Source organism: Arthrobacter sp. 10N43 (assembly GCF_056394525.1).
In genome coordinates this window covers 1-26,241 of the sequence record NZ_JBFTIA010000015.1, presented here as the reverse complement: position 1 = coordinate 26,241, position 26,241 = coordinate 1, and the positions used below count along the sequence as shown (strand labels likewise).

Below are 26,241 nucleotides of genomic sequence, written 5' to 3'. Positions count from 1 at the left end.
ACCACCGACCGAACTTTCAATCACTCATAAATCGACGCGATTCCAGCGGAATCCCACGATCATGCAAGGACCCCTAGGGTCCCGTTAGGAAGCACCACCATGGACATCATCGCCAACACCGAACCGCCCGCCTCCTTCGCCCGGAGCCAGGAGAGCACCCGCCGGCCCCTCCGCGTGGCCCTGGTGCAGCACCGCTGGCGGGAAAACGCCGCCGAGCTGAGGCAGGTGCTGACCCATGCCATTGGCAAAGCCGCCGACGCCGGAGCCAGGGCCGTGTTCCTGCCGGAACTTACGCTGTCCAAATATCCGGCCAACGTCCGGGCCGGCAGCAACCCCGCCCGGGATGCCGAGGACCTGCTCAACGGCCCCACGTTCGAGTTCGCCGCCAACGCAGCCCGGAAACACTGCGTCACCGTCCACGCCTCGCTCTATGAGCGCTCCGACGGAAACGACGGGCTGGGCTTCAACACCGCCATCCTCGTCTCGCCCCAGGGCGAGCTGCTGGCACGCACCCGCAAGACCCACATTCCCGTCAGCGCCGGCTACTACGAGGACACGTACTTCCGCGCCGGTCCGGCCGTCGACGCTTACCCCGTGTACCGCCCCGCGGAACTGGACGGGGCCGCCGTCGGACTCCCCACCTGCTGGGACGAATGGTTCCCGGAGGTCGCCCGGCTATATTCGCTGGCCGGCGCGGAAATCCTGGTCTACCCCACGGCCATCGGCTCGGAGCCGACATTCCCCGAGTTCGACCACCAGCCGCTGTGGCAGCACGTGATCACAGGCCACGGCATCACGAACGGGACGTTCATGGTGGTCCCCAACCGGACCGGCGACGAAGGCGACATCAACTTCTACGGTTCCTCGTTCATCTCCGATCCCTACGGCCGAGTCCTGGTCCAGGCGCCGCGCGACCGGGAAGCAGTCCTGGTAGCCGACCTCGACCTGGACCAGCGCAAGGACTGGCTGGACCTGTTCCCGTTCCTGACCACGCGCCGCCCCGACACCTACGCCGAGCTCACCCGGGACGTCGATTTTGACCGCCCGTACGGGGCAGTCTCCGCCAAGCAGACCGCGGACCAGCCATGAGCTGGATGATGCCGAGCGAGACGGCCCGCCAGGAAAAGGTCTGGATGGCATTTCCGCCGGAGCGTTCCTCGATAGGGCACACCGCGGAAGAAACCCATGAGGCCCGCACGGCGTGGGCAGCCGTGGCACATGCTGTGGCGGAATTCGAGCCGGTCACCATGGTGGTGGACCCGCCAGACATGGCGGCCGCACGGACCTATCTTTCGGCTGGCATTGACCTCGTGGAAGCGCCCCTCGACGACGCCTGGATGCGGGATATCGGGCCCACATTCGTGACCGGCGACGACGGCCGGCTGGGCGGGGTGGACTGGGTCTTCAACGGCTGGGGGCAGCAGGACTGGGCCACCTGGGGCAAGGATTCCGAGGTCGGCGCGGAAGTGGTGAGGCTGGCCGGGGCGGAGCTGCTGGACAGCCCGCTGGTTAATGAAGGCGGCGGGATCCAGGTGGACGGTCTGGGCACCGTACTGGTCACCGAGACGGTGCAGCTGGATAAGTTCCGGAACCCGCGCCTGAGCAAGGCGGACGTCGAAGCCGAGCTGGCCCGCACCATCGGCGCCACGCATGTCATCTGGCTGCCATGTGGGCTGACCCGTGATTCGCAGGAACTCGGAACCCGCGGACACGTGGACATCGTGGCCGCTATCCCGTCGCCGGGTGTGCTGCTGGTCCACTCCCAGCGCAACCCACTGCACCCGGACTTCCAGATCACTGCAGATATCATTGCGATGCTCGCCGGGACCCGGGATGCGCAGGGCCGTGCCTGGGAAATCGTGGAGGTACCGGCCCCGGACACGCTGCGCGACGAACTCGACTGGGTCGACTACAGCTACATCAACCATCTGGTGGTGAACGGCGGCGTCATCGCCTGCAGTTTCGACGACCCCGCCGACGCGGGAGCCCGCCGGATCCTGGAGCAGGCGTATCCGGGCCGCGAAGTTGTGATGGTCGATGCCCGCCCCATCTTCGCCCGGGGCGGCGGCATCCATTGCATCACCCAGCATCAGCCGGCCATCTGACCGCGGCAGCTATAAAGCCCGCTGCTGTGGGCGACGTGCACGTCGCCCACAGCAGCGGGCTATCTTCGCCATCACGGTGCGGGCTGCGCGGCCGATCCCGAATCCGAGGGAACCGCCGGCGCCGAGGTCGGTTCGGTCACGGGGGAAGGCTCCGGGCTCTGTCCGGCGTCGGGTGCGAGGTCTGCCGGCGGGGTGTCGCTTGCTCCGTTAGCTCCAGGCGCTTCAGTTCCGGCCGCCCCACTGCCCACGCCACTGGGGCTACCATCCGTAGTCGGGGCACCCGCTTTGCCAGTGCCTTCCTTGACTTGCCCAGGGACTTCCACCGGGTTCCCGGCCGATTTGTCTGTCTCGTTCGGGACAGCCGGATTGCCGCTAAATGCTTTGCCCAGCGTTGTTGTGTGCCCGGTGGCACCGCTGTCGATGCTCGACGTCGACGAGACAAGGCTGGAGATGGGCCGATTGGTTCCGAATTCGACCGCCGTGACGCCGACCATCGCGATAACGAATGCGGCGGCACTGACCGCCCCGACCTTGATCCAGGTCTTGGGGGTGAGTTGCCTCCTCACACGTTTGGCTCGAGGTTCGTCGCTCTCGGCCGGAGCGCTGGCGGCCAGCACGTCGCCGTCGTCAGTGGGCAGTCCGCCCCTGCGCCGCAGGGGGATTTTCCTCGATGCGACAGTGGCGGCCGAACTAAGAGTTTTGGCGTAGAGAGCGGCGCCCACCGTGGCAACGATAGAGCCGAGTGCGGCGCCGATAAGCGTCCCGGCAACGCCGAGAAAGGACCCCACCAAGGCAGAGGTCACCGCTGCCAAAGCCGAGCCGATAGTCTGGGTGCCACTTAGTCCTAGGAGCTGTTTCGGCTTCTCGTCTTTAGCGGAGTCTGCAGGCATATTCAAACACATTTCGATCAGGCAATATTACGAATAGATAACGTTACCAGATTGCTGGCCGGCAGTTCGGCGAGCTGACCCGCTCCCCGCTCCACGCCGGCGGAACCATGGCGGGCCGCTCGCTGTGGAAGAACAACATGCGGGTGTGCTCGATTGGCGTCGAATTGATGGCTGACTACCGGCAAGGTTTCCGCAAGCCGTGGGGACCACTCTTCTCTGAGGGCGGCCCGCAGACAGGGAGGGCTGCTTGAAGAAAGGCAACGTAGCCATGTTTGATAAATCGAGCCTCAGACGCCAGGCACGCGAGCAGGGTCCACTGCCACGCCGGAATAAACGGATTGGGTCGGAAGGAACCTATTCCGACCGGCTGCACATCCCCATAGGGGCAATCGAGCGGGCACGTGCCCTGGACCATATGGTTACGCGGGCGCTGCGGCCGGTTGCCTTGCCGGGTTTGCGGGTGCTGCTCGGGCTTGTATTCGTCTGGTTCGGCGGGCTGAAGATTGTCGGCAAGTCTCCGGTGGCGGGGCTCATCGCTCAGACATTGCCATTTGGCCATGACCAGCTCGTCCTGGTGACACTCGGAGCCGCCGAACTGGCCATTGGCTGCTTGCTCATCAGCGGCGTCCTGCTCCGTCTCGCGTTGGTGGCATTGTCCATGCACCTTGCTGGCACGTTCGCCACCTTCGCAATGGCACCCGGGCTGATGTTCACAGACGGGGATCCCTTGCTGTTGACCGCCGACGGCGAGTTCGTGGCAAAAAACGGCGTACTTATCGGTGCGGCCCTGGTCCTCATCGCCCATTCAAACCGTACTTCCGCCGAGCCGCAGGACCAGATTTCGGCAGTGTCGGACCCCGCTCCCTAAAGGTCAGCAAGTCCCGGTCCGACACTGGAGGATCCCGTGCCAGAGCGCCTGAGCGGCGTGCGGGGCGGGATCCTCCTGTGTGGATGGTGGAGGGCTAGCGGCTGCTCACCCGACCGAACAGCTTTGCGATTGGTGCGAGCACTAGCGGGCGGGCCGCGTACCAGCCGGCTGCCGTGACGGCGATTGCGGCCGCGAAGAGCCAGAAGCCGACCCAGTTCACCTCGTCAGTTCCACCGAACATGTGGTTTAGGTTGCGCAGCGCACCGGTCGCGAATACCAGGAACACGTGGACGAGAATGAACAGCACGAAAAACAGCATCGTGGGGAAGTGGATCGCTCGCGCGACCTCCACCGGGTAGATCCTGTTGACCGTCTTGGTGTCCTTCGGCCAGAACTCGCTCATGCGCGCACCCGTGATCGCCGCGAGCGGGGCCGCGATGAACACCACGATGAAGTACATGAGTTGCTGCAGGCTGTTGTAGTTCACCCAGCCGGTCTCAACGGGCCAGTCGAGGGTCATGTACTGCAGGAGCGCGGAGGCCGCGTTCGGGAACACCTCCCAGCTGGTCGGCACGATTCGCATCCAGCGGCCGGTGGCAAACAGCAGCACCACGTAGATGAGCCCGTTGGCCAGCCACAAAATATCGAGCGACTGGTGCAGCCACAGGTTGATGCTGACCTTCTTGCCACCACCCTTCGGCGTCCAGTACGCGGGCGGCTTCTGCTGGGTGCGCACCTGGTAGCCGGAGCGAATGATGAGCACCATCAGGAAAATGTTGAAGAAGTGTGCCCACTGCGCCCACCACGGGAAGCCGGGCTCCACCGTATCGGGCAGGTCATACGCGCCGGGGTACTTTTCCAGGAACTCCGGGACACCCGGCAGCGTGGTCACACCGCGCGCGGCGAGCACAAGAATCGCTGCCGCGGCCACCGCGCCGAGCGCGAGGAGTACCACGAGCTTGATCCACTGCCCCAGGGTGCGCGAGCCGTAAAGTTTCGCCTCGGACTTTGGCTTCACGGGCTCGTCGACGACGGCGGGCTTTGCAGTCCTTGCTGCCGGTGCCGGGGCGGCGGACCGTGCTGGGGCTGTTGGTGCTCCCGCTGCTGGGGTGGCGGTGACCGCCGGTGAGGCAGCTGATGAACTCGCAGTCGCCGTCGTCGGGGGCTCCGTCTCGGCAACGGTCTCCACCACGGCAACGGTCTCCGCCACGCTGGCAGCCGGGTCATGGGCCTCGGCAATGGGTTCGGGCTCAGCCTGAACCGCAGCGGCCGGAACAGCGGCAGCAGCAGCGGCCGCCACCACGCTGGAAGCCGGAGCAAGTCCGGCTGGCGGCCACGGTTCACCGCCGGGAACCCGGGGGAGTCCGCGGCGCAGCGCTGTGGTTCCCGTCGCCAGTTTGGCAGGTGCGGTGGCCGGCGCAGCAGCAGCTGACGTCGTTGCTGGCACTTCTTGAACAGGAGCAGTAGCTGCAGCAACCTCTACAGCCGGAACCGGCGCGGGAGTGGTAACTGCGGCGGGCGGCCCGACAGCCGCGGGAGCGCCGGACACAACCTGCACCGATGCCGGAGCCTCCCCCGCTGGCGGCCAAGGCTCCCCACCCGACACGCGCGGCAGGCCACGCCGAAGCTGACGCGCCGCCGCGCCGCCGTCGTTCACTGCGGGGACCGGAGCGGACAACGCTGCATTCGGCACCGGCACCTGGGCCGGTTCCTGGGCAGCAGCAGGGGCGGGCGGCGCTGCGGCCGCCGGCCCGGCGGTGACCGGTCCCACCCCGGAAACTGAGGTCGATCCCGCAGCCGCTCCTGCTGTGACAATGCGTGCGGGTACCTCGCCTGCTGGGGGCCAGGGGTCACCGCCTTCGACGCGCGGCAGGCCCCGCCGGATATTCCGAGACAGAGTTGCCATCGCTACTTCTTCCGAGCCTCAAGGGCGCTAATCAGCTGGGGCACTACCTCGAAGAGGTCGCCGACCACGCCGAAGTCGGCGATCTCGAAGATCGGCGCGTCTGAATCCTTGTTGATGGCGACGATCGTCTTCGCGGTCTGCATGCCTGCCCGGTGCTGAATCGCGCCGGAAATGCCCAGCGCAATGTACAACTGTGACGAGACGGAAACCCCAGTCTGGCCGACCTGGGCCGACTGGGGGATGTAGCCGGCATCCACCGCGGCGCGCGAGGCGCCAACGGCAGCGCCGAGGGTATCGGCGAGCCGGCCGACCAGGGCGAACTGTTCCTCCGACCCGAGTCCGCGCCCACCTGCAACAACCTTCGCGGCACCGCGCAGCTCCGGCCGCGCAGTGGCGGCAACTGCCTCCTCGAACGAGTCGATCCGTGCGGCCGGCTTGTCGGACGGGGTCACGTCCAGGGTTTCGGATGCCTGCGGCTGAGCCGTGGCGCGCGCCTCGATGGAGCCCTGGCGAACCGTAATTACCGGCGCCCCAAACGTGGCCGTTGACGTCACGTTGTAGGCACCGCCGTAAACGGAGTGGTGTGCCAGCACGCCCGCGTCATCACGTGACACACCGATCGCGTCGACAGAAATCGCCACACGCGAACGTGCAGCGTATCGGCCGGCAAGGTCGCGTCCATTCAGCGAATGCGAAATCAGGATCGCATCCGGCTGCACCTGCCCCACAGCGGTGGCCAGCGCGTCAACGGCCGGCACACCGAGCGCGCCCGGGTCCGGAGTCTCCGCCACCAGTGCGTGCGCGGCACCCAGGGCAGCGGCCTCCGCGGCGGCGGCGCCCCCGGTGCCGGGTGAGGCAAGCACCAAGGCAATGGGAGTGCCCACTGCAGCGGCAGCGCCGAAGAGTCCGGCCGCAGCCTTCTCGAGTTCACCGGAAGCCATGGTTTCGACGACGACGAGGATCGCGTCACGAGGGTATTCAGTCATGTCGTTGCGCCTTACGCCAGTCGGTTTTCGATAAGGAAGTCGGCGAGCTTCTCGCCAGCATCACCCTCATCAATGATCTTTACGCCCGCCGCGCGCGGAGGCTTCTCTGCAACGCTCAGCATGATCGAACGCGCCGCGTCCGGATCGTCGGCCGTGATCCCCAGGTCAGCAAGGGTAAGCACCTCAAGGGGCTTCTTCTTCGCGGCCATGATGCCTTTGAAGTTCGGGAAGCGCGGCCCGGGAAGGGCCTCGGTAATGGAAATTACCGCGGGCAGGTTCGCTGACACCGTCTGCAGGCCGGATTCCACGGGCCTGGAGCCGGACACGGCGCCTTCGCTGATTTCTACTGAGCTGAGGCCGGTAGCGTGCGGCACGTCGAGCAGTTCGGCAAGCATCGCGGGAATCATGCCGCCGGATCCATCGGTGGAGACGTTGCCGGTGATCACAAGATCGAACCCAGCGCGACGGATCGCTGCTGCGAGGGTCTCGGCGGTCAGTCCAAGATCCGCGCCCCGCAGCGCCTCGTCACAGATGTGGGTGGCACTTCCCGCCCCCATCGCGAGCCCCTTGCGTATCGTCGCCGTGGCACCCTCGGGGGCGAGGGAGAGCATGGCGACCTCGGTGCCCTCGTTCGCGTCGGCGTAGGTCAGGGCCAGCTCCAAGGCCCGCTCGCCGATCTCATCAATGACCGTCTCGCTGGCTTCGCGATCGGCGAGGCCTGTTTCAAGGTTCAGTTTTCGGTCCCCGTAAGTGTCGGGGACCTCCTTTACTAGGACGATAATCTTCATCGATGGCTCTTCCTGTGGCGGGCATGTCTCAAGTGGGGAGACACGTCGGATCTCCATTGAGTCTACGAAAGTGCTGCCCTTCCTGCTGGACAGGGCCCGTGTCGCGAAGTGCGGCCCAAGAAATCGCGATGCAGGCGTAGCGTTCGGCCTGCCGCTGGCGGGTGACGGTTCACCCAAAGCCTTGACGTTTGTGCGTGCTATGCCGATATTGAGGGGACTGAGTCACCTTCGGGAGGATGAACATGGCTAACGTCCGGTCATTTGTGGAACCAGTTGTTCAGCAAATTCATCTGCCTGCAGGAATTGCCGGGCCGGACGAGCTCACTTTGGACGTGCGCTGCTTTCTCGTCGGGGTCTCCACCGGGCTGGTCTTGATTGACGCCGGGCTGAAGGGAAGCGCCGCGGAGATCGAACTGGCACTGCAGCGAGTCGGCGCCCAATGGTCCGATATCACCGACGTCGTCCTTACCCATTCACACCCAGACCATGTCGGCGGACTGGATGAGGTCACATCGAGGACCCCGGGAGCCGACGTCTGGGCCGGCGCGCCTGAGGCCCAGGCGATCTCCTCGGCTGTCCCGCTGCGGCCACTTTCGGAGGGGGACAATGTCCGGGGACTTCGGGTCATCGAGACACCCGGGCACACGAAGGGTCATATCTGCCTGCTGCACGAGGACGAGGGGGTGCTGTTCGTTGGGGACACGGTGGGCGCGATGGCAGGCGTAGTGGCGCGGCCGCCCGCACCTTTCACTGCGGATGCGGCGCAGGCTGAGCTCTCGCTGCGGAAGCTCAGCGAACTGGCGCCGAGAAGGATGCTGTTCTCGCACGGAGCTGAGGTCCCCGACGCAGTTGCCCAACTCCGAGAACTGGTTTCCCGCGGGGCCGGGACTTAGGACGGCTGTAGCGCCCGGAAGGTGGTCCAGGATCACGACGACGGCGGGAAGTCCCGCCGTCGTCGTGGTGTTGGGCAGGGGACCGGCCCATGACAATTGGCCGCAACATGGATGCCGCGGGCAAGCCGTGAGCTGCCATAGGCCGCGCCAAATGAATTTTCGGGACCGTGTCGATTTTCCCTCGCGCTGTTCGACCTGTGGGTGAGAAGGTCGGAGGGCGACTTTCCACAACCTAGGAGATTGAAATGGCAAAGTACATGTTGATCATGCGCGGCACCGATGAGTCGTACGCCAACTTCGAGAAGGCCGACTTCAACGAAATGCTTGAGATCATGGGCAAATTCAATGACGAATTGATCCGCTCCGGCGTCCTGTTGGCGGCCGAGGGCCTGGATGATCCCAAGGAGGGCGTCGTGGTGGACTTTACCGGCGACACCCCGGTGGTCACTGACGGCCCCTACGGCGAGACCAAGGAGCTGTTCGGCGGCTACTACATCCTCGACGTCGCATCTAAGCAGGAAGCCATCGAGTGGGCCAAACGGGCCCCCATGACGGCGGGCACCAAGACCGAGATCCGCCGGGTACCCTCCATCGACGAGTTCCCGCAGGACAATGAATGGATCCAGAAGGAACGCGCCTGGCGCGAGCAGACCGGCCAGGTCTGAACCAGCCAATCCGGACTGCCCAGCCCAAAACAGCAGTGAGCAGCAACGCGGCAAGGGCCGCCGTCGAAGCGGTGTGGCGCATGGAGTCCGCCCGCATCGTCGGCGCCCTTGCCCGTTACACCGGCGATTTCCCGTTGGCCGAAGACCTGGCGCAGGAGGCGCTCGCCGAGGCCCTCGTGTCGTGGTCGGTGAATGGGATTCCCGCGGAACCGGTGGGCTGGCTGCTGACCACCGGCAGGCGCCGGGCGGTGGACACCTTCCGGCGGCGTGCCGCGCGCGACGAAAAATACGCCCTGCTGGCCCGGGACCTTTCGGAGGCGGAACCGGGCGCGGATTCGCTGTTCAACCCCGACGCGATCGACGACGACGTGCTGGCCCTGATGTTCATCTCCTGCCATCCCGTCTTGTCCAGGGAAGCGCGGATCGCGTTGACCCTGCGCGTGGTGGGCGGCATGGGCACCGACGAGATCGCAAAGGCGTTCCTGGTTCCGGTGCCGACCATCCAGGCACGCATCACCCGGGCCAAGAAGACGTTGGCCGCCGCCCACGTTCCCTTTGCCGTGCCGGAAACGCACGAACTCCCCGAACGGCTTGGCTCGGTGCTCCAAGTCGCGTACCTGATCTTCACGGAGGGTTCCTTCGCGTCCGGCGGTGAATCCTGGATGCGCACGGACTTGGCAGGCGAAGCGCGCCGCCTGGCCCGGGTGCTCACGCGGCTGGCGCCCGAACCAGAGGTGTTCGGCCTGCTTGCACTGATGGAACTGACGGCCGCGCGCTTCCCCGCGAGGCTCGATACCTCCGGCCGCCCGGTCCTTCTGGAGGACCAGGACCGACGGTTGTGGGACCAGTCGGCGATCCGGCGCGGCCGCGCCGCGCTGGCGAAGGCCGCGGGGGCCGGCCGCGGGCTCGGCGCCTACGGGCTGCAGGCCTCCATCGCCGAATGCCACGCGGTGGCCCCCTCCGTCGCGGAAACGGACTGGCAGCGGATTGTCATCCTCTATGAGGCCCTGGGGCGGCTGGCGCCGTCGCCGGTGGTCGAACTGAACCGCGCGGTGGCGGTGGCCATGGCATCGGGCCCGGGCGCCGGGCTGGAACTGGTCGACGCGATCGCATCCCGGGGCGAACTTAACGGCTCGCATCTGCTGCCGGCCGTCAGGGGCGAGTTATTGACCCGGCTCGGCCGCCGCGGTGAGGCGCAGTCCGCCCTGCAACAGGCCGTCGCGCTGTGCACCAACGCGGCCGAACGCGCCGCCCTGGAACGAAAGATCGGCGAGCTGACCCGGCCGTAGGGCAGGGGCAGCCCACGGGAGATTGTCTAAACCAGCGGCCACGGGTAACGCATGCCGGTGCGGTCCACCGGCAGCTCCCGGGTGCGCAGCAGGCGCTGAACACGGTGCTGCAGGGCGGTGACCTCCCCGTCGTCGAGAAGTTCAATCAACTCGGGAGGTACCGCCTCCGCGAGCGGGGCAATGTCCTCGAGCAAAGCATCCGGGATGGGTTCGCCCGCGAAGTCCCAGATCACCGTGCGCAGTTTGAAACCAGCCGAGAAACACAGCCCGTGGTCGATGCCCCACACCCGCCCGTTGTCACCGCGCAGCACGTGCCCGCTCTTGCGGTCGGTGTTATTGGCGACGTAGTCGAACAGTGCGATCTGCGCCAGGTCGCGGTGGGTCTCGGGGGCGTCGGCGTACAGGGTGAAGTAGTGCTCACGGAAGTCGCACTCGATGAACCATTGCAGCGAACCGATCCCCAACGGGGCTTCCTCCCGGATCACCGTCGGCGGCACGAGTCCCCATGCCAGGGACTCGCTGAGCAGGTAGGCCGCGCGCTCCCGCCGGTACAGCCCCGGCTCGAAATCGGACAGCGGCTGTTCCCCGGCCTCCGGCTTGTAGACAGCCCAAGCGGAGTCTTCACCGCAGGAAACCTGGACGAGGAATGTCTCGTTGCTGCTGCGCGGGAGGCGTCCGAGCAGCTCGACGCTGCCCTCGGCCAGCAGCGTCAGCTCCCGGCCGGACACCGTCTGCCCCGATTTACCGTCAGCCCCAGCTTCATCACGGCCCCCTCAGCCCGCTGAGGGGTTCCGACGTCGAATTCACCATGAGCACGGCGGGTGCCTGACCCTCCACAAAAGAAATAGCCGACACCGACCCCGGGCTGATGACGATCCGCTGGAAGAGGTCCAGGTGCGTGCCCAGGGCGTGGGCGACGGCGGCCTTGATGGGGTCGGCGTGGGAGAAGCACACCACGACGCCGCCGGCGTGGGCTGCGCACAGGGCCTCGAGGGCTCCGACGATCCGCGCCTGCATCTGGCTGAAGCTCTCGCCGTTCGGGAAGCGGAAGGAGGAGGGGCTGTGCTGCACGGTCTGCCACTGCGGGAGACCCGCCAGTTCGGCGAGGGAGGCGCCGGTCCACTCGCCGAAGTCGCATTCGAGCAGGCCGGCGTCCTGCTTCACTTCAAGTCCCGCGCGGGCTGCTGTGGGCTCCGCCGTTTCCATAGCGCGCTCGAGCGGCGAGGAATAGATGGCATCGACGGACAAACCGGCGAGACGCTCGGCGACCCGTTCAGCCTGGGCCCGGCCCAAGTCGGAAAGATGCAGTCCCGGGGCCCGCCCCGGCAGGACCTTGCCGGTAGTCGGCGTCTCCCCGTGGCGCACCAGAAGGAGGATCGTGCCCCGAGGCTCCGATGAGGGTCCCGACGGCGGTCCGGATGGTGGCGCCGATGGTGCCGGCGGCGTTGCAGCAGTCATCAGGTCTAAGCGTAGCGGCAGGGGTCCCCGCCCGAGCTTGCGAGGGGTGGGGCAGCCGCGTAGCGGTAGGGGTCTCCGCAGGACCTTGCGCAGGAATCCGCAAAATCCCTCGATTCCCCGCACAGTCGAGGACTACCGTAGAGGAGTGAGTGATCGCCCCGATATCTTCACTGTTGGTGAATTGCGTGCCGCCGGCCACGTTCACAAAGACCTGCGCCGCGAAATCCGCGACAACCTGCTCGCCGCGCTCGCCGCGGGCCGCGATCCGTGGCCCGGTCTGTTCGGGTTCAGCCGGACCGTCCTTCCCCAGCTTGAACGTGCCCTCATCGCCGGGCACGACATCGTCCTGCTCGGCGAGCGGGGACAGGGCAAGACGCGGCTCCTGCGCACCCTGGCCGGGCTGCTGGACGAGTGGTCGCCGGTGATCGAGGAATCGGAACTGAACGAACACCCGTACGAACCGATCACGGAACACTCCCGCGCCCGCGTCCTCACCGAGGGGGACCGGCTCCGGGTGGCGTGGCGCCACCGCTCGGAACGCTACGTCGAAAAGCTCGCGACGCCGGACACCTCCGTCGCGGACCTGATCGGCGACGTCGACCCGATGCGTGTGGCCGAGGGCCGCCGCCTCGGGGACCCGGAAACCATCCACTACGGCCTGGTCCCGCGCTCCAACCGTGGGATCATCGCCATTAACGAGCTCCCCGACCTCGCCGAGCGGATCCAGGTCTCGATGCTCAACGTGATGGAGGAACGCGACATCCAGATCCGCGGCTACGTGCTGCGGCTGCCGCTGGACGTACTGGTGGTCGCGTCCGCCAACCCGGAGGACTACACCAACCGCGGCCGGATCATCACGCCCCTGCGGGACCGCTTCGGTGCCGAAATCCGCACCCACTACCCGATAGAGCTCGACGACGAGGTCGCCGTCATCCGCCAGGAGGGGCAGCTGGTGGCCAGCGTCCCGCCCGTCATCCTCGAGATCCTGGCCCGCTACACCCGGGCGCTGCGGCAGTCTCCCGCGGTCAACCAGACCTCCGGGGTTTCCGCGCGGTTCGGCATCGCAGGTGCGGAAACCGTCGCCGCGGCGGCCCTGCGCCGGGCCAGCGTGCGCGGCGAGGAGGAAGCCGTCGCCAGGATCGTTGACCTGGAGGCCGCAGTGGACGTCCTCTCGGGGAAGATTGAGTTCGAGTCGGGTGAGGAAGGGCGGGAACAGGCCGTCCTGGACCACCTCCTGCGCACAGCAACCGCAGAAGCCGTGCGGGCGCACTTTCACGGACTCGACATGGGTCCGCTGGTGGCCGCTCTCGACGGCCACACCACGGTGACCACCGGGGAACTGGTCACGGCGCGGGAGTTCCTCCACAACCTTCCGAACCTCAACGGCTCCCGCCTGTACGAGGAAGTCAGTGAGCGCCTGGGCGCGAATAACGACGGGCAGCGCGCCGCCGCCGTCGAACTTGCGCTGGAAGGTCTCTACCTCGCCCGGCGGATCTCCAAGGATTCCGACGACGAAGAAACGATCTACGGCTAGCAGTCCAAAGTTAGGGACGGGAGGGCCCATGAGCGCTCACAACCGGTCAAGGTATGGCCGGTACGCCGGAGGACCGGATCCGCTCGCCCCGCCGGTGGACCTGGCGGAGGCGCTCGACGCCGTGGCCGAGGACGTCATGGCCGGCTACTCGCCCCGGCACGCCCTGCAGGAATTCCTCCGGCGCGGAGGCCGTAGCCGGGAGGGCCTCGACGACCTCGCCAGCCGCGTCCAGCAGCGCCGGAATGAACTCCTCAGCCGCCACCGGCTGGACGGCACCCTCAGCGAAGTCCAGAAACTGCTCGACACGGCCGTCCTGGAGGAACGCAAACAGCTCGCCCGCGACGCCATGATGGACAATACTGATCGCGCCATCCGGGAGATGCAGCTGCAGAACCTGCCCCGCTCCACGGCGGCAGCGGTCAACGAACTCGCCTCCTATGACTGGCAGTCCAGCACCGCGCGCGAGGCCTACGAGCGGATCAAGGATCTGCTGGGCCGCGAACTCCTTGACCAGCGGTTCGCCGGCATGAAGGAAGCACTCGAGAGAGCCACCGATGAGGACCGCGCGGCCGTGAGCGAAATGCTGCACGACCTCAACGAGCTCCTCGGCAAACACCGGCGCGGCGAGGACACGGACGCGGACTTCCAGGGTTTCATGGCCCGGCACGGCCACTTCTTTCCGGAGAATCCACAATCCGTCGAGGAGCTCGTGGACGCGCTCGCTCAGCGCGCCGCCGCCGCCCAACGGCTCCTGCGCTCCATGTCCGCCGAGCAGCGCGACGAACTGATGCGGCTCTCCGCCCAGGCATTCGGCTCGCCCGACCTCATGGCCGAGCTCGACCAGCTCGACGACAGCCTGCGCGCCCTGCGCCCCGGTGAGGACTGGACCGGCTCCGAACGCTTCGACGGTGAGGAGGGACTCGGGCTCGGCGACGGCACCGGGGTACTCCAGGACATCGCCGAACTCGACGAACTGGCCGAACAGCTCTCCCAGTCCTACAGCGGCTCAAGCCTCGACGACCTGGACCTGGACGCACTGGCCCGCCAGCTGGGACAGAACGCCACCGTGACGGCCCGCACCCTCGCGGAGATCGAGCGGGCAATGCAGGACGGCGGCTACCTCCGGCGCGGGGCGGACGGGGATCTCCGGTTGTCGCCCCAGGCCATGCGGCGGCTGGGCAGGTCGCTGCTGCGGGACACCGCCAAGCAACTCTCCGGCCGGCAGGGGCGCCGGGACACGCGCGTTGCTGGGGCGGCTGGGGAGCAGACCGGTTCCAGCCGCCAGTGGGAGTTCGGCGACGCCGAGCCGTGGGACGTCACCCGGACCATGACCAACGCGATCCGCCGCACTATCGCCGACGGCGGTGATCCGGGCCGCGGACTGCGCTTGGCCGTGGAGGACATCGAGGTGACGGAGACGGAGGCGCGCACGCAGGCCGCCGTCGTCCTGCTGGCCGACGTGTCCTTCTCGATGGCCGCCGAGGGACGCTGGGTGCCCATGAAACGCACCGCGCTAGCCCTGCACCACCTCGTCTCCACCCGGTTCCGCGGCGACCGGCTGCAGCTGATCACGTTCGGCCGCTACGCGCAGACCATGGACATCGGCGAGCTCACGGCCCTGCCGGCCCTGCGGGAGCAGGGCACCAACCTGCACCACGGACTGCTGCTGGCCAGCCGCTTCTTCCGCCAGCACCCGTCCATGCAGCCCGTCCTCCTGGTGGTGACTGACGGCGAACCCACCGCCCACCTGCTGGCCGACGGCGAGTCCTGGTTCTGCTATCCGCCGGACCCGGAGACCATCCGCGTCACGGTGGCCGAACTGGACCGCCTGGGACGGGCCGGCACGCAGGCCACGTTCTTCCGGCTCGGAGACGACCCTGGCCTGGAACGATTTGTCCAGCGCATGGTCCGCCGCATCGACGGCCGGGTGGTGGCGCCGGAGACCGGGGAGCTGGGGGCGGCCGTGGTGGAGGAGTACCTCCGCGTCCACTTCCGGGGGCGCCCCTACGACGACGCCGACTGGGCTGAATAGCGGAGCTGAACGGCGGCCCGTGGTCGAAAGTAGTTGCTTGCGCGCTATATATCTTTGTGCAACAATAAACACAGCGCCTGCAATTACTAGCGTACGCGCCCTACTTCTTCGGCTGGCCACCGACCTCCCGCTACCCAATCTGACTTCAGGAGAAACCATGACCGCCATTCCCACCGTCACGCTCAATAACGGGGTCCAGATGCCGCAGATCGGTTTCGGCGTCTTCCAGGTGCCCGACGACGACACCACCGCCGCGGTCAGCGCCGCTCTCGCCGCCGGCTACCGGAGCATCGACACCGCCGCGATCTACGGCAACGAGGCAGGCACCGGACGTGCGCTGGCGGAATCCGGGATTGCCCGCGACGAATTGTTCATCACCTCCAAGCTCTGGATCGAAGACCTCGGCTACGACGCCACCCTCGCGGCCTACGAGTCCAGCCTGGACAAGCTCGGCCTGGACTACCTTGACCTCTACCTGATCCACTGGCCCGCTCCCGGGCTGGGCAAATACGCGGACTCCTGGCTGGCCCTGGAGAAGCTGCTGGCCGACGGCCGGGTCCGGGCGATCGGCGTTTCCAATTTCCTGCCCGAACACCTGCAGACGCTCATCGACCTCGGCGGTACGGTGCCGGCGGTCAACCAGGTGGAGCTGCACCCGGCCCTGCAGCAGCGGGATATCGGTGCCTTCAATACCGCCTACGGAATCGCCACCGAGGCCTGGAGCCCGCTGGCCCAGGGAGCCCTCCTCGAGGATCCGGCCATTCTTGATATCGCGTCCCGGTACGGCCGGAGCTCGGCGCAGGTGATCCTGCGCTGGCACCTGCAGCAGGGACGGATCATCATTCCCAAGTCGGTCACGCCGTCGCGGATCAGCGAAAACCTGGACGTGTTCGGCTTCGACCTGTCAGCGAACGAGCTGGCAGTCATCGACAGCCTCGAACGGGACGGCCGCACGGGCCCGCACCCGGCCGAATTCAACGGCTAGCCAAGCTAGACACAGGGCGGCGCCCGCTCAGGGGAGCGCATACACGCGGCGGGCGTTCTCGCGCGCGACCAGTTGCACGATCCTGCGGGCGTCCGCCTCCGAACAGTCGTCGTCGGCGATCCATCCGCCCACCACCTTGGCGATTGCGTTGCGCCACAGCCTCGCCCCGAGGTAGTGAAGTTCGGCCGGGCCGAGGGCGTCGGAGGAGTACAGGATCCTCGTGAAGGGCGCCAGCTCGAAGGAGCGGGCCACCAGATCCCGGCTCCGTGACCCGGTGTAGTTCACGGCGAGGCCCACGTCGATGTAGACGTTTTCGAAGGCGTGGGCAAGGTAGCCGGCTTCGCGCTCGAACGGATAGCAGTGGAGCAGCATGATGGGTGCGTCCCGGACTTCGGCGGACCGCAGAAAATCCAACAGGTACAGGGGATTGGTCTTGTGGAGGTCCAGGTCTCGGTCGCCGAATCCGACATGGAACTGCACGGGAAGCTTCATCGACACGGCCGCATGGATCCCGTGGGCAATGAGGGTCACGTCGGTGAGCCTCGCCTTGGTGCCAGCGCGCGGGTTCTGCTGCCAGCGGCGGGCTGCCTCAGTGACCGCCGCCGGTGTGCGCCGGCTGAGGTCCTGGTCGAATCCTGCGCGGTAGGCGAGAACGGTTTTGACGCCCACGGCGCTGCGGGTGAGGTCGTGGAGCCGCTGGCCGAACTCGTCGACATAGTCTGCCGGGTTGGCAATCTCCCGGATCAGCGACTCGGCGAGCAGTTCCAGCCGAACGATCTCGTGGGTTCGCCCGCCGGAGACCTCAGCCATGCCGGCCATGCCGAGATAGTCAGCGGCGTCCAGTCCTGTGTCGATCAGCCAGTCGCTTACCCCGGCAGCGCGGGTCATGCGCCGGCTGACCTCGAGTTCTCCAAGCTCGGCGCGACGGCTCCAGTATTCCGCCGGTGAGGCGTGCCGGGGCAGATCAAGAATGCCGCTGCACCAGCGCCGGATGGCGAGCCCGATTTGTGTGTTGTAGGCGTCTCCGGGGTTGGCCAGCGGTTCGGTGTTCCCTTCGTTCAGCGAGTTCTGAAAGCGTGCCTCATCACCGTCGGCGTGAAACGCGCCATGCACGTGGTGATCGACAAGGCTGACGTGTTCGACGAAGTCCGGGAAGTCACCGCCCGCCATCAGATCGACCAGGCAAGTCGAAAGCGTTCGGCGAGCTCGTCCGGAGTGAGTTCGGCTGCGATGCGCTGTTCGTAGCGCCGGACGGCCACCGTGGCGTCGATGACGGCGTCTCCGAGAAGCCTGCGGGCAAGGCCTGAGTTGTCTAGGGTGTCGATGATGGCGGCGGGGGAGTCTGAGAGCTTTCGGACGTTTGCCTGCTGCCGTTCCTCGTCCGAAAGCCGCCCGGGGTCACCGGGGATCTCCTCCGGAAGCCGGCGTCCGCCGCGGATACCGTCAAGGGCGAGGGCAAGGATGGCCGCCGAGGCCAAATAGACGTTCGACGACGGGTCGACGATTTTCACCTCGACGTTGGCTCCGTGCGGATTGCCCTGGCCCTCGCGCAGGAAGCGCACCGAGGCTTCCCGGTTTTCCAGGCCCCAGCACAAGTAGGCACCCGACCACGTGCCGGGCGCCAACCGGCTTCCGGACAAAACTGACCCCGTGAGGAAGCCCTGGACATCCGGGAGCCCTGCGATGATTCCGCCAATGGCAGCGCCTCCCTCGGCGGAGATGCCGCGCGGTCCGCTGCCGCCGGAGAACAGCGGCACTCCGTTCTTTCGAAGCGAAAAGTGCTGGTGGGCGCCGTTCCCAACGCTGCCGGGAAAGGGCGACGGCGAGAACGAGGCCATCATGCCGTGGGCCCTGGCGACGATGCCCACGATAATCCTGGCAAGGACCACCGTGTCCGCGGCCTGGACCGGCGGGGCCGGGGGAAGGGAAAACTCGAACTGGTTCCTGCCGTACTCGGCGTGAAGCTGCTCCAGGGGAAGCCCGGCCTGGTTCAGCGCTGACAGCAGGTCATCGAGGAATTCCGATCGGTCCAGAAGGCCCATTGCCCCGTACGGAACCCAGGGCGCGGTTTCCAGCGCTGAACCATCCGGGGCGACGAGAAAGAATTCAAGTTCGTGGCCCACGAGCGCCTGGTACCCGGCCTCGACCAGGCTGCCCTCGATGTCGGCCAGGCAACCGCGGGCACAGGCCGGAGAGGCGGCTCCATCCTGTTCGAAAAGGCGGGCCGGTGCCCATGCGCGGCCGCCGGGCAGGACACGAAGTCCCGCGATGTCGATCTTCAGGCGCATATCGCCGACGGTGGTGATGCTGTCCGTGAACGCTATCCCGCCGTCGATGGTGAAGACGTGCCAGACGGGGGCGGCGCCCATCCCGGATTCGTGGAAGATCTTGAGCCGCGCCAGCGGAACGCTCTTGGCCAGGGTGATGCCCGAAGCATTCACCACCGTGCCGATCACGGTGCGGACGCCGGCCGCTTCGAGCTCGCGGTGGGCTTTCGCAACGGCGGATTCGTCGGCTGATGCGATGGGGGTCATGCGCCTATCATGCGGCCGCTCCTCATCCAATGAAAGGCTCACCCAATGAAAGACGCCCCCTCTGCACTGGGATCGCACCCGGGCACGGGTTTCCGGCCAACAGCCCGAGGCCCATGCGGCGCCCGGGAAACCCGACGGCGGCACGTCCCGCCGTCGTCCGCCTCGGCGTCCTAGATATCCGCAAGCGTCAGCGCCGGCGGCGAATTTCCGTCGATGTCCAGGACGCCGAACTCCTTCGCCACCGCAGCGGCGATGAGCACCTGGCCGGTCCGCGTCATCAGGTCCGGATCATGGAACAGCGCATTGATCACCCGGCCGATGAACTCAGGGCTTTCGCTGGTCGAGAGATCGAATGCACCGCTTTCCGCCGCGGCCAGGACCGCCTCGGTGCGGACCAGTCCGGGGTAGAGCGAGATGACCGGAATGTCGAACGGTCTGAGCTCGACGGCCATGTCGGAGGTCATCTTGTCCGTCGTCGCTTTGGCGATGCCGTAGATCGTGTTGCCGAGGTGGCGCTGCGCGGCCCAGAAGCTGATGTTGACGATCAGGCCGCGGTGCCGCCGCATCATCATGCGCGCCGCGTGCGCCGAACACACAAATGCGGCGCGGACGCCGGCGTCCATCATGCCGGTCCAGCGATGCGGCGCCTGCTCCCAGAACGGTGCCGGCCACGTGAACGCGCCGCCTTCGACCATCTTCTCGTACCCGCCCCAGGCGCAATTGACCAGCAGGTCGAGGCGGCCGCCCTCGGTCCGGATCGTGTCGAACACGTGCGCGGTCTCGTCATCGTTGAGATGGTCGCAGCGCAGGCGCACGATCTCCCGCGGGAGGTCCGCCTGCTCGATCGACCGGCCCGTGCCATAAACCCGGAACCCCGCGGCCTGAAGGGCAAGCGCGATGCCCCGGCCGACACCGCGGCTCGCGCCGGTCACCAGCGCAACGCCACCCGTTGGCGCGTCACTGCGTTCGCGTTCGCTGGTCATGCCAAGCGGCCCCCGCTTACATTTCGTCCCGTGATCCCCATGATAGGCCGGGCCCGGCGCCTGGTGCCCGCGACTTTCTCGGGCCCAGCACCCGGAGGCGGCCCTATCTAAAAACGCACCCTTCGGGTTTACTGGGCCGCAAGGCTGACACGCGAAACATGGAGGGGGAACCATGCAGTCCAAAGGAACATGGCAAATCGCAGCGGGCTCGATATTGCTGGTGGCCACGTTGTTCACGCTACCGATGCCACTGGTTGACGTGCTCTCGGGCAGCGCCGGACAGGGTGCGGCGGCAGTGTTCGTGCTGGGACTCGCGCTTCTAGCCGCTGGCCTCGGTTTGGTCGCCGTGGGTCTGTACAAGCGATCGCGGAACCTAAAGACGGCGCGCAGTTACGACACCAGGGAGCCCGCATCCTCCGACGAGGACCGGCCGACCAATCCTCATTCGATGCCCCATAGCTATGGCGCCCTTCCGCCTCCGGGGTAGACACTCCCAGCTCAAGAAACCAGAACCTCAAGAACCCAGAACCACAAAAAATAAGACGACGACGGCGGGTTGTCCCGCCGTCGTCGTTCGTGCTGCCCTGAAACCAGCACTGCCGCGGTGCCCTGAGAACGCGGCCTGAGGCCTTGAGGCAGCGCTTCGGCGCCTTAAATCCGGCTATACCCGGTGGCTGCCGCGACGACCGCATCACCCTCAACCCCTTGACGATGTGACCTGCGTCGCGTAAATTGTTCAACAATTCGGATTGTTCAACAATCCAACAATTGATCCATTTATTGAACGCAGTCCCGACTTCCGCAGCCCATCACGGTAGCCGCACACGCACCCGAATGTCCCGACCCGCATCGCCGCAGGCCCGGACCGACAAGGCGCACCAACACCAGCCGCCCGCACTTGGCTGACATCCACACTCTTCATGGAGGTACACATGGCCGCTTCATCCGTAACGGCCCCCGCTGACCCGAAGCCCTTTGTAGGGCGCAAGGGCATGTACAAGGCATTCGCGGCCAGCCTGACCGGAACCGCACTGGAGTTCTATGACTTCGCTGTCTACTCCGCCGCGGCCGCGATCGTTTTCCCGCTGATCTTCTTCCCGGCCTCGGACCCTGTCACGGGCACCCTGTTGGCCTTCTCCACCTACGCCGTGGGCTACATTTCCCGGCCCGTCGGCGGCATCATCTTCGGCCGGCTCGGCGACGAGATCGGCCGCAAGAAGATCCTGGTCATCACGCTCATGCTGATCGGCGCCGCCACGTTCCTCATCGGCCTGCTGCCCACGTACGGCAACATCGGCATCATGGCCCCCGCCATCCTGGTCTTCCTTCGCTTCGCGCAGGGTGTTGGCGTCGGCGGCGAGTGGGGCGGGGCAGTGCTGCTCTCCAGTGAATTCGGTGACCCGAACCGTCGCGGCTTCTGGGCATCCGCCGCGCAGATCGGCCCGCCCGCCGGTAACCTGATGGCCAACGGCGTGCTTGCCGTCCTGACCATGGCCCTGTCCGAAGAGGATTTCCTGAACTTCGGCTGGCGAATTGCCTTCCTGATCTCGGCCCTGTTGGTGGCCTTCGGGCTCTGGATCCGGCTCAAGCTTGAAGACACCCCCATCTTCAAGGCCATGGAAGCCAAAGGAGACAAGCCCAAGTCCCCCATCCGCGAAGTCCTGGCAACCCAGCGCCGCCCCCTCATCGCAGCCATGCTCAGCCGCATCGGCCCGGACGTCCTCTACGCTTTGTGCACCGTCTTCATGCTCACCTACGGCATTCAGAAACTTGGCTTCGACCGCGGCCAAGTGCTGGTGGCCGTCCTGATCGGTTCGGCACTCCAGATTTTCACCATGCCGCTCGCCGGGGCCATCTCCGACCACATCAACCGCCGGCTGGTCTACGCAATCGCCGCAGTGGCCGCCGCCGTCTGGGGGTACCTGTTCTTCATCGTCCTCGAAGGTCGATCCCCGGTCATGCTGATCGTGGGAACGGTGCTGGGCCTGCTCTGCCACTCGTTTATGTACGGACCCCAGGCCGCGTTCGTTGTTGAACAGTTCTCGCCGCGGCTCCGCTCCACCGGCAGTTCGCTGGCCTACACCTTCGCCGGAATCGTCGGTGGCGCAATCGCACCGTTCATGTTCACCCTCCTGCTGAGCACCTTCAACAGCTGGGTCCCGGTTGCCATCTACCTCAGCGTTGCCTGCCTCCTGACCCTGGTGGGCCTGGCCCTGGGCCGGGACTCCGACGTTGCCGAGGACCAGGAGTACCTGCAGCCTTCAACTGAGCTGGTGGAAAATGAGCCGGCTGTAAATGAGCTGGTGGAGGCCCGATGAACCAGGCCAACGCACACCTGGCACCCTCCGATGCGCGCCTGAAGTTCCGCAGCGGCCTGGTCACCCCCACCTCCGGGTGGAGCGACGGCTACACCCAGGCAAACCTGATAGCGGTGACGGCGGACTACGCCGACGAATTCATCGAATTCTGCCGGCTCAACCCCAAAGCCTGCCCCGTCATCGACGTAATCCCGGCGGGACAGTACCAGAGCGCCCTCGCCGCGGGGTCGGACATCCGCACTGACATCCCGGCCTACCGGGTGTGGGTGGACGGCGAACTTGCCGGCGAAGTCACGGACGTCGCATCGGTCTGGCGTGATGACATGGTAGGCGTCCTCATCGGCTGCAGTTTCACCTTCGAAGCCGCGCTTGCCAGCGCGGGCGTCCCGCTCCGGCACACCGAAACCGGCCGCAACGTCCCCATGTACCGCACGAACATCGAGTGCACCCCTGCCGGCCGAATCCACGGGCCGATGGTGGTCTCCATGCGCCCGATGCCGCCCGAACTGGTCCAAACGGCCATCAGGGTGACGTCGGAAGTACCTAAGGTTCACGGCAGCCCGGTTCACGTCGGGACGCCCGGGGACCTCGGCATTGCCGACATCAACCTCCCCGACTTCGGCGACGCGGTGGAGATCCGGCCGGGAGAAGTGCCGGTTTTCTGGGCCTGCGGCGTGACGCCGCAGAGCGCAGTGATGGCATCAAGGCCCGCCTTCGCCATCAGCCACGCCCCCGGACACATGTTCATCACTGATGTTCCCGAAAGCACCTACCGGGAACGGACAGGAGCGTCATCGTGAAGAAGAGATTTCCCGTAGCCGAGAAACGGGCACGCAGGATCGTCAAACTCTCAGCGCCGCGGCGGCAAGCCACGGGCACCCACTGCGAACTGACCGGAGTCTGGCAGAGCCCGGCCGGAGCGAGCATCTCGATGCACGAGGGCCAGCTGGACTTCCCGCCGTCGTCCGCTTCCGGCGACTCCGGTGCCGTGCCATACCTCCAAGGCTCGGCATTCGGCCTCCACGAACCTCCCCGGCCGGCGGACTAGTTGGCCTAGCCTCGCGGACGCGGACCGGCTTGCGGTTGTTATCGTCAAACAACGCGTCATACGGACCCACCTCTTGCAACCGGCCCCCGCAACAAGTAACGTGTGAGCCGTGTCACCCACCAGTGGCACAGCTTATGATCTGCGGCGGGAGAGTCCTGCCGGTACGTTCAGCAGGCGCCGTAGGAGCAAATCCTCCCCAGGAATCTCTCAGGCCCACGTACCGCCGCGGCAAGGCAACTCTGGAAAGCAGTCCGGGAAACCGGGCTCACCGACGGTGCAAGTGGCGCCTGCTAACAGCAGGCAACGCGGAAACTCTCAGGTCCAATACAGAGCGGGGAGGAACCCGAATCATCGTGGCACTATGTGCCACCTGAATTATGGAGTTCCTCATGACGATTCAGTCGTCCCCGTCCACGTTCGCAGACCGCCATATCGGTGCGCGCCGCCAAACAGACATCGACACCATGCTCAAGGCCGTCGGCTACGACAGCGTAGACGGCCTCGTAGACAATGCACTCCCCGCTTCCATTCGCCAGGAAAAGCCGCTCAGCCTGGACAGCGCCCTCAGCGAAGTTGAGGTGCTGGCCGAACTGCGCAAGCTGGCTTCCAAGAACAAGACCGCCGTGCAGATGATCGGCCAGGGCTATTACGACACCGTCACGCCGCCGGTCATCCGCCGCAACATCCTCGAGGCCCCCGCCTGGTACACGGCCTACACGCCCTACCAGCCGGAGATCTCCCAGGGCCGGCTCGAGGCACTGCTGAACTTCCAGACCATGGTCCAGGACCTCACCGCGCTGCCGGTCGCCAATGCGTCCCTCCTCGACGAGGCCACCGCCGTCGCCGAAGCCGTGCTCCTGATGCGCAGGGCAAATAAGTCCGCAGGACAGAACGCAGGTGCCCGCGACGGCAAGACCGTCCTCGACGCCGACTGCCTCCCGCAGACCATCGCCATTGTGCGGGGCCGCGCCGACGCATTGGGCTTCGAGGTCGAGGTCGCCGACCTCTCCCAGGGACTGCCCGCCGGCGACATCAACGGCGTCGTCCTGCAGCAGCCGGGCGTTTCCGGCCGGGTGTGGGACCAGTCCGCCGTGATCGCAGAGGCCAAAGGCCGCGGCGCCCTGGTCACCGTGGCAGCGGACCTTCTGGCCCTGACCTTGATCACCCCTCCGGGCGAGCAGGGCGCGGACATCGCCGTCGGCTCCACGCAGCGCCTGGGCGTGCCGCTGTTCTTCGGCGGCCCGCACGCGGCCTACATGGCGGTGCGCGAAGGCATGGAACGCACGCTTCCCGGCCGAATTGTTGGCGTCTCCAAGGACAACGCGGGCGTCCCCGCCTACCGTCTGGCCCTGCAGACCCGTGAGCAGCACATCCGCCGTGAGAAGGCCACCTCCAACATCTGCACCGCCCAGGCGCTGCTGGCCATCGTCTCCTCGATGTACGCCGTCTACCACGGTCCCGAGGGCCTGAAGGCCATCGCCCAGACCGTCCACAACAACGCCCGTGCCCTCGCCGCCACGCTCAAGATCGCTGGCCGGGAACTGGTGGCCGAGGCCTTCTTCGACACTGTCACGGTCCGCGTTCCGGGCAAGGCCCGGAAGGTCATTAACGCTGCCGAGGCCCGCGGCATCAACCTGCGCCTCATCGATGCGGACACAGTTGGCGTGTCAGTCGATGAGACCACGACGGCGGAGGTCCTCTCCGCGGTGGTGGTCGCCTTTGGCGCCGGTCCGGTGGTGGAGGCCAAGGGCTTCGAGCTGCCCGAGGCTGTGCTGCGTTCCTCCGACTACTTGCAGCACCCGGTGTTCAACACCCACCGTTCCGAAACCCAGCTGCTGCGCTACATCCGCAAGCTCTCGGACCGCGACCTCGCCCTGGACCGCACCATGATCCCGCTGGGCTCGTGCACCATGAAGCTGAACGCCACGGCCGAGATGGAAGCCATCTCCTGGCCGGAGTTCGCCTCCATCCACCCGTTCGCCCCGGACTCGCAGACGGCCGGTTGGCGCGAACTGATCGAGGGCCTGGAAGCGGACTTGACCGAGATCACCGGGTACGACCAGGTCTCCATCCAGCCCAACGCCGGGTCCCAGGGCGAACTCGCGGGCCTGCTGGCCATCCGCGGCTACCACCTCTCCCGCGGTGAGGCCCAGCGCAACGTCTGCCTGATCCCTGCCTCGGCGCACGGCACGAACGCGGCCTCGGCCGTGCTGGCCGGCATGAAGGTGGTCGTCGTGGCTACGGCTTCGGACGGCACGATCGACCACGCCGATCTTCAGGCCAAGATCGAGGCCAACAAGGACGTCCTCTCGGCGATCATGATCACCTACCCGTCCACCCACGGGGTGTACGACGCCGACGTCCGCGAGGTGTGCGACTCCGTGCATGCGGCCGGCGGGCAGGTCTACGTCGACGGCGCCAACCTGAATGCGCTCGTGGGCCTGGCCCAGCCGGGCCAGTTCGGCGGCGATGTCTCGCACCTGAACCTGCACAAGACCTTCTGCATCCCGCATGGCGGCGGCGGACCCGGCGTCGGCCCGGTTGCGGCCAAGGCCCACCTGGCACCGTTCATGCCGGGCGACGCCAACAAGGCCGCGCACGAGGCCGGCGCTACCGAACCAGGAACCGGAGTTGCGATCTCCGCCTCCCGCTACGGCTCCGCCGGCGTCCTGCCGATCTCCTGGGCGTACGTGAAGCTCATGGGCGGCCAGGGCCTCACCGAGGCCACCAAGTCCGCCCTGCTGGCGGCGAACTACATCGCGGCCCGCCTGAACGAGTTCTTCCCGGTCCTGTACACGGGCGAGGGCGGCCTCGTGGCGCACGAGTGCATCCTGGACCTGCGCGAACTGACGGCCAGGACCGGAGTGACCGCCGAGGACGTGGCCAAGCGCCTGATCGACTTCGGCTTCCACGCCCCCACGCTGTCCTTCCCCGTTGCGGGCACTCTCATGGTGGAGCC

22 protein-coding genes and 2 riboswitches are annotated in these 26,241 nt (G+C 66.6%); of the genes, 13 read left to right on the top strand and 9 right to left on the bottom strand.

What is annotated here, in order from left to right; genetic code table 11:
- Positions 1 to 99 precede the first annotated feature (99 nt).
- Positions 100 to 1,089 (top strand): nitrilase-related carbon-nitrogen hydrolase, encoded by a 990-nt coding sequence (locus tag AC1DDO_RS19880; RefSeq protein ID WP_476972581.1) that lies wholly within the window; start codon positions 100 to 102, stop codon positions 1,087 to 1,089.
- Positions 1,086 to 2,105 carry an agmatine deiminase family protein gene (locus AC1DDO_RS19875; protein WP_476972580.1) on the top strand — a complete coding sequence of 340 codons (1,020 nt, stop codon included), beginning with the start codon at positions 1,086 to 1,088 and terminating at the stop codon, positions 2,103 to 2,105. The genes AC1DDO_RS19880 and AC1DDO_RS19875 overlap by 4 nt, the downstream gene beginning before the upstream one ends.
- 71 nt (positions 2,106 to 2,176) lie before the next feature.
- Here AC1DDO_RS19875 and AC1DDO_RS19870 read toward each other — a convergent pair whose 3' ends face one another.
- Positions 2,177 to 2,908 carry a hypothetical protein gene (locus tag AC1DDO_RS19870; RefSeq protein WP_476972579.1) on the bottom strand — a complete coding sequence of 244 codons (732 nt, stop codon included), beginning with the start codon at positions 2,906 to 2,908 and terminating at the stop codon, positions 2,177 to 2,179.
- A 334-nt stretch (positions 2,909 to 3,242) separates the two neighbouring features.
- On the opposite strand from AC1DDO_RS19870, the gene AC1DDO_RS19865 reads away from it, so the two are divergent.
- A complete protein-coding gene (locus AC1DDO_RS19865) occupies positions 3,243 to 3,863 on the top strand; it encodes a hypothetical protein (protein WP_476972578.1) in 621 nt (206 codons plus the stop codon).
- 94 nt (positions 3,864 to 3,957) lie between these two features.
- Here the strand turns inward: AC1DDO_RS19865 and AC1DDO_RS19860 are convergent, their stop codons facing one another.
- The 3 genes from AC1DDO_RS19860 to AC1DDO_RS19850 form a co-directional block, all read right to left on the bottom strand.
- On the bottom strand, positions 3,958 to 5,310 hold the full coding sequence (locus tag AC1DDO_RS19860) for a cytochrome b/b6 domain-containing protein (protein ID WP_476972577.1): 1,353 nt from the start codon (positions 5,308 to 5,310) through the stop codon (positions 3,958 to 3,960).
- Positions 5,311 to 5,771: 461 nt separating this feature from the next.
- On the bottom strand, positions 5,772 to 6,755 hold the full coding sequence (locus tag AC1DDO_RS19855) for an electron transfer flavoprotein subunit alpha/FixB family protein (protein ID WP_476972576.1): 984 nt from the start codon (positions 6,753 to 6,755) through the stop codon (positions 5,772 to 5,774).
- 11 nt (positions 6,756 to 6,766) lie between these two features.
- Positions 6,767 to 7,543 (bottom strand): electron transfer flavoprotein subunit beta/FixA family protein, encoded by a 777-nt coding sequence (locus AC1DDO_RS19850; protein ID WP_476972575.1) that lies wholly within the window; start codon positions 7,541 to 7,543, stop codon positions 6,767 to 6,769.
- A gap of 242 nt (positions 7,544 to 7,785) precedes the next feature.
- On the opposite strand from AC1DDO_RS19850, the gene AC1DDO_RS19845 reads away from it, so the two are divergent.
- The 3 genes from AC1DDO_RS19845 (at position 7,786) to AC1DDO_RS19835 (ending at position 10,390) form a co-directional block, all read left to right on the top strand.
- Positions 7,786 to 8,436, top strand: a complete 651-nt coding sequence (locus tag AC1DDO_RS19845; RefSeq protein WP_476972574.1) for an MBL fold metallo-hydrolase — start codon at positions 7,786 to 7,788, stop codon at positions 8,434 to 8,436.
- A gap of 245 nt (positions 8,437 to 8,681) precedes the next feature.
- The gene (locus tag AC1DDO_RS19840) at positions 8,682 to 9,101 is read left to right on the top strand and encodes a YciI family protein (protein ID WP_441410550.1); all 420 of its coding nucleotides are present in this window, start codon (positions 8,682 to 8,684) and stop codon (positions 9,099 to 9,101) included.
- Between the two features lie 35 nt (positions 9,102 to 9,136).
- Positions 9,137 to 10,390 carry an RNA polymerase sigma factor gene (locus AC1DDO_RS19835; RefSeq protein ID WP_476972573.1) on the top strand — a complete coding sequence of 418 codons (1,254 nt, stop codon included), beginning with the start codon at positions 9,137 to 9,139 and terminating at the stop codon, positions 10,388 to 10,390.
- Between the two features lie 26 nt (positions 10,391 to 10,416).
- Here AC1DDO_RS19835 and AC1DDO_RS19830 read toward each other — a convergent pair whose 3' ends face one another.
- Together AC1DDO_RS19830 and AC1DDO_RS19825 are read right to left on the bottom strand one after the other, a co-directional pair.
- On the bottom strand, positions 10,417 to 11,118 hold the full coding sequence (locus AC1DDO_RS19830; protein WP_476972572.1) for an SCO1664 family protein: 702 nt from the start codon (positions 11,116 to 11,118) through the stop codon (positions 10,417 to 10,419).
- Between the two features lie 34 nt (positions 11,119 to 11,152).
- Complete coding sequence (locus tag AC1DDO_RS19825) at positions 11,153 to 11,848, bottom strand: MSMEG_4193 family putative phosphomutase (protein ID WP_476972571.1); 696 nt, start codon at positions 11,846 to 11,848, stop codon at positions 11,153 to 11,155.
- 145 nt (positions 11,849 to 11,993) lie between these two features.
- Here AC1DDO_RS19825 and AC1DDO_RS19820 point away from each other — a divergent pair, with 145 nt between their 5' ends.
- From AC1DDO_RS19820 to AC1DDO_RS19810, 3 genes are all read left to right on the top strand, one after another.
- Entirely contained in the window at positions 11,994 to 13,382 is a 1,389-nt protein-coding gene (locus AC1DDO_RS19820) for a sigma 54-interacting transcriptional regulator (RefSeq protein ID WP_476869567.1), read from the top strand.
- Between the two features lie 28 nt (positions 13,383 to 13,410).
- On the top strand, positions 13,411 to 15,414 hold the full coding sequence (locus tag AC1DDO_RS19815; protein WP_476869566.1) for a vWA domain-containing protein: 2,004 nt from the start codon (positions 13,411 to 13,413) through the stop codon (positions 15,412 to 15,414).
- 157 nt (positions 15,415 to 15,571) lie between these two features.
- Positions 15,572 to 16,399, top strand: a complete 828-nt coding sequence (locus AC1DDO_RS19810; RefSeq protein ID WP_476869565.1) for an aldo/keto reductase — start codon at positions 15,572 to 15,574, stop codon at positions 16,397 to 16,399.
- Between the two features lie 27 nt (positions 16,400 to 16,426).
- Here AC1DDO_RS19810 and AC1DDO_RS19805 read toward each other — a convergent pair whose 3' ends face one another.
- From AC1DDO_RS19805 to AC1DDO_RS19795, 3 genes are all read right to left on the bottom strand, one after another.
- Positions 16,427 to 17,569 carry an amidohydrolase family protein gene (locus tag AC1DDO_RS19805; protein ID WP_476869564.1) on the bottom strand — a complete coding sequence of 381 codons (1,143 nt, stop codon included), beginning with the start codon at positions 17,567 to 17,569 and terminating at the stop codon, positions 16,427 to 16,429.
- The gene (locus AC1DDO_RS19800) at positions 17,569 to 18,933 is read right to left on the bottom strand and encodes a type I glutamate--ammonia ligase (protein WP_476869563.1); all 1,365 of its coding nucleotides are present in this window, start codon (positions 18,931 to 18,933) and stop codon (positions 17,569 to 17,571) included. Before AC1DDO_RS19800 ends, AC1DDO_RS19805 begins: the two co-directional genes overlap by 1 nt.
- A gap of 170 nt (positions 18,934 to 19,103) precedes the next feature.
- A complete protein-coding gene (locus tag AC1DDO_RS19795) occupies positions 19,104 to 19,916 on the bottom strand; it encodes an SDR family NAD(P)-dependent oxidoreductase (RefSeq protein ID WP_476869562.1) in 813 nt (270 codons plus the stop codon).
- Between the two features lie 932 nt (positions 19,917 to 20,848).
- Here AC1DDO_RS19795 and AC1DDO_RS19790 point away from each other — a divergent pair.
- From AC1DDO_RS19790 to gcvP, 4 genes are all read left to right on the top strand, one after another.
- Positions 20,849 to 22,234: an MFS transporter gene (locus tag AC1DDO_RS19790; RefSeq protein ID WP_476869561.1), complete on the top strand. Its 1,386-nt coding sequence runs from the start codon at positions 20,849 to 20,851 to the stop codon at positions 22,232 to 22,234.
- Positions 22,231 to 23,034: a putative hydro-lyase gene (locus AC1DDO_RS19785; RefSeq protein ID WP_476869560.1), complete on the top strand. Its 804-nt coding sequence runs from the start codon at positions 22,231 to 22,233 to the stop codon at positions 23,032 to 23,034. The genes AC1DDO_RS19790 and AC1DDO_RS19785 overlap by 4 nt, the downstream gene beginning before the upstream one ends.
- Positions 23,031 to 23,282 carry a hypothetical protein gene (locus tag AC1DDO_RS19780; protein WP_476972570.1) on the top strand — a complete coding sequence of 84 codons (252 nt, stop codon included), beginning with the start codon at positions 23,031 to 23,033 and terminating at the stop codon, positions 23,280 to 23,282. The genes AC1DDO_RS19785 and AC1DDO_RS19780 overlap by 4 nt, the downstream gene beginning before the upstream one ends.
- A gap of 135 nt (positions 23,283 to 23,417) precedes the next feature.
- Positions 23,418 to 23,515: riboswitch (glycine riboswitch) on the top strand.
- A gap of 1 nt (position 23,516) precedes the next feature.
- Positions 23,517 to 23,622: riboswitch (glycine riboswitch) on the top strand.
- Positions 23,623 to 23,659: 37 nt separating this feature from the next.
- Positions 23,660 to 26,241: aminomethyl-transferring glycine dehydrogenase (gene gcvP / locus AC1DDO_RS19775; RefSeq protein WP_476972569.1), on the top strand; the 2,582-nt coding region annotated here is incomplete at its 3' end.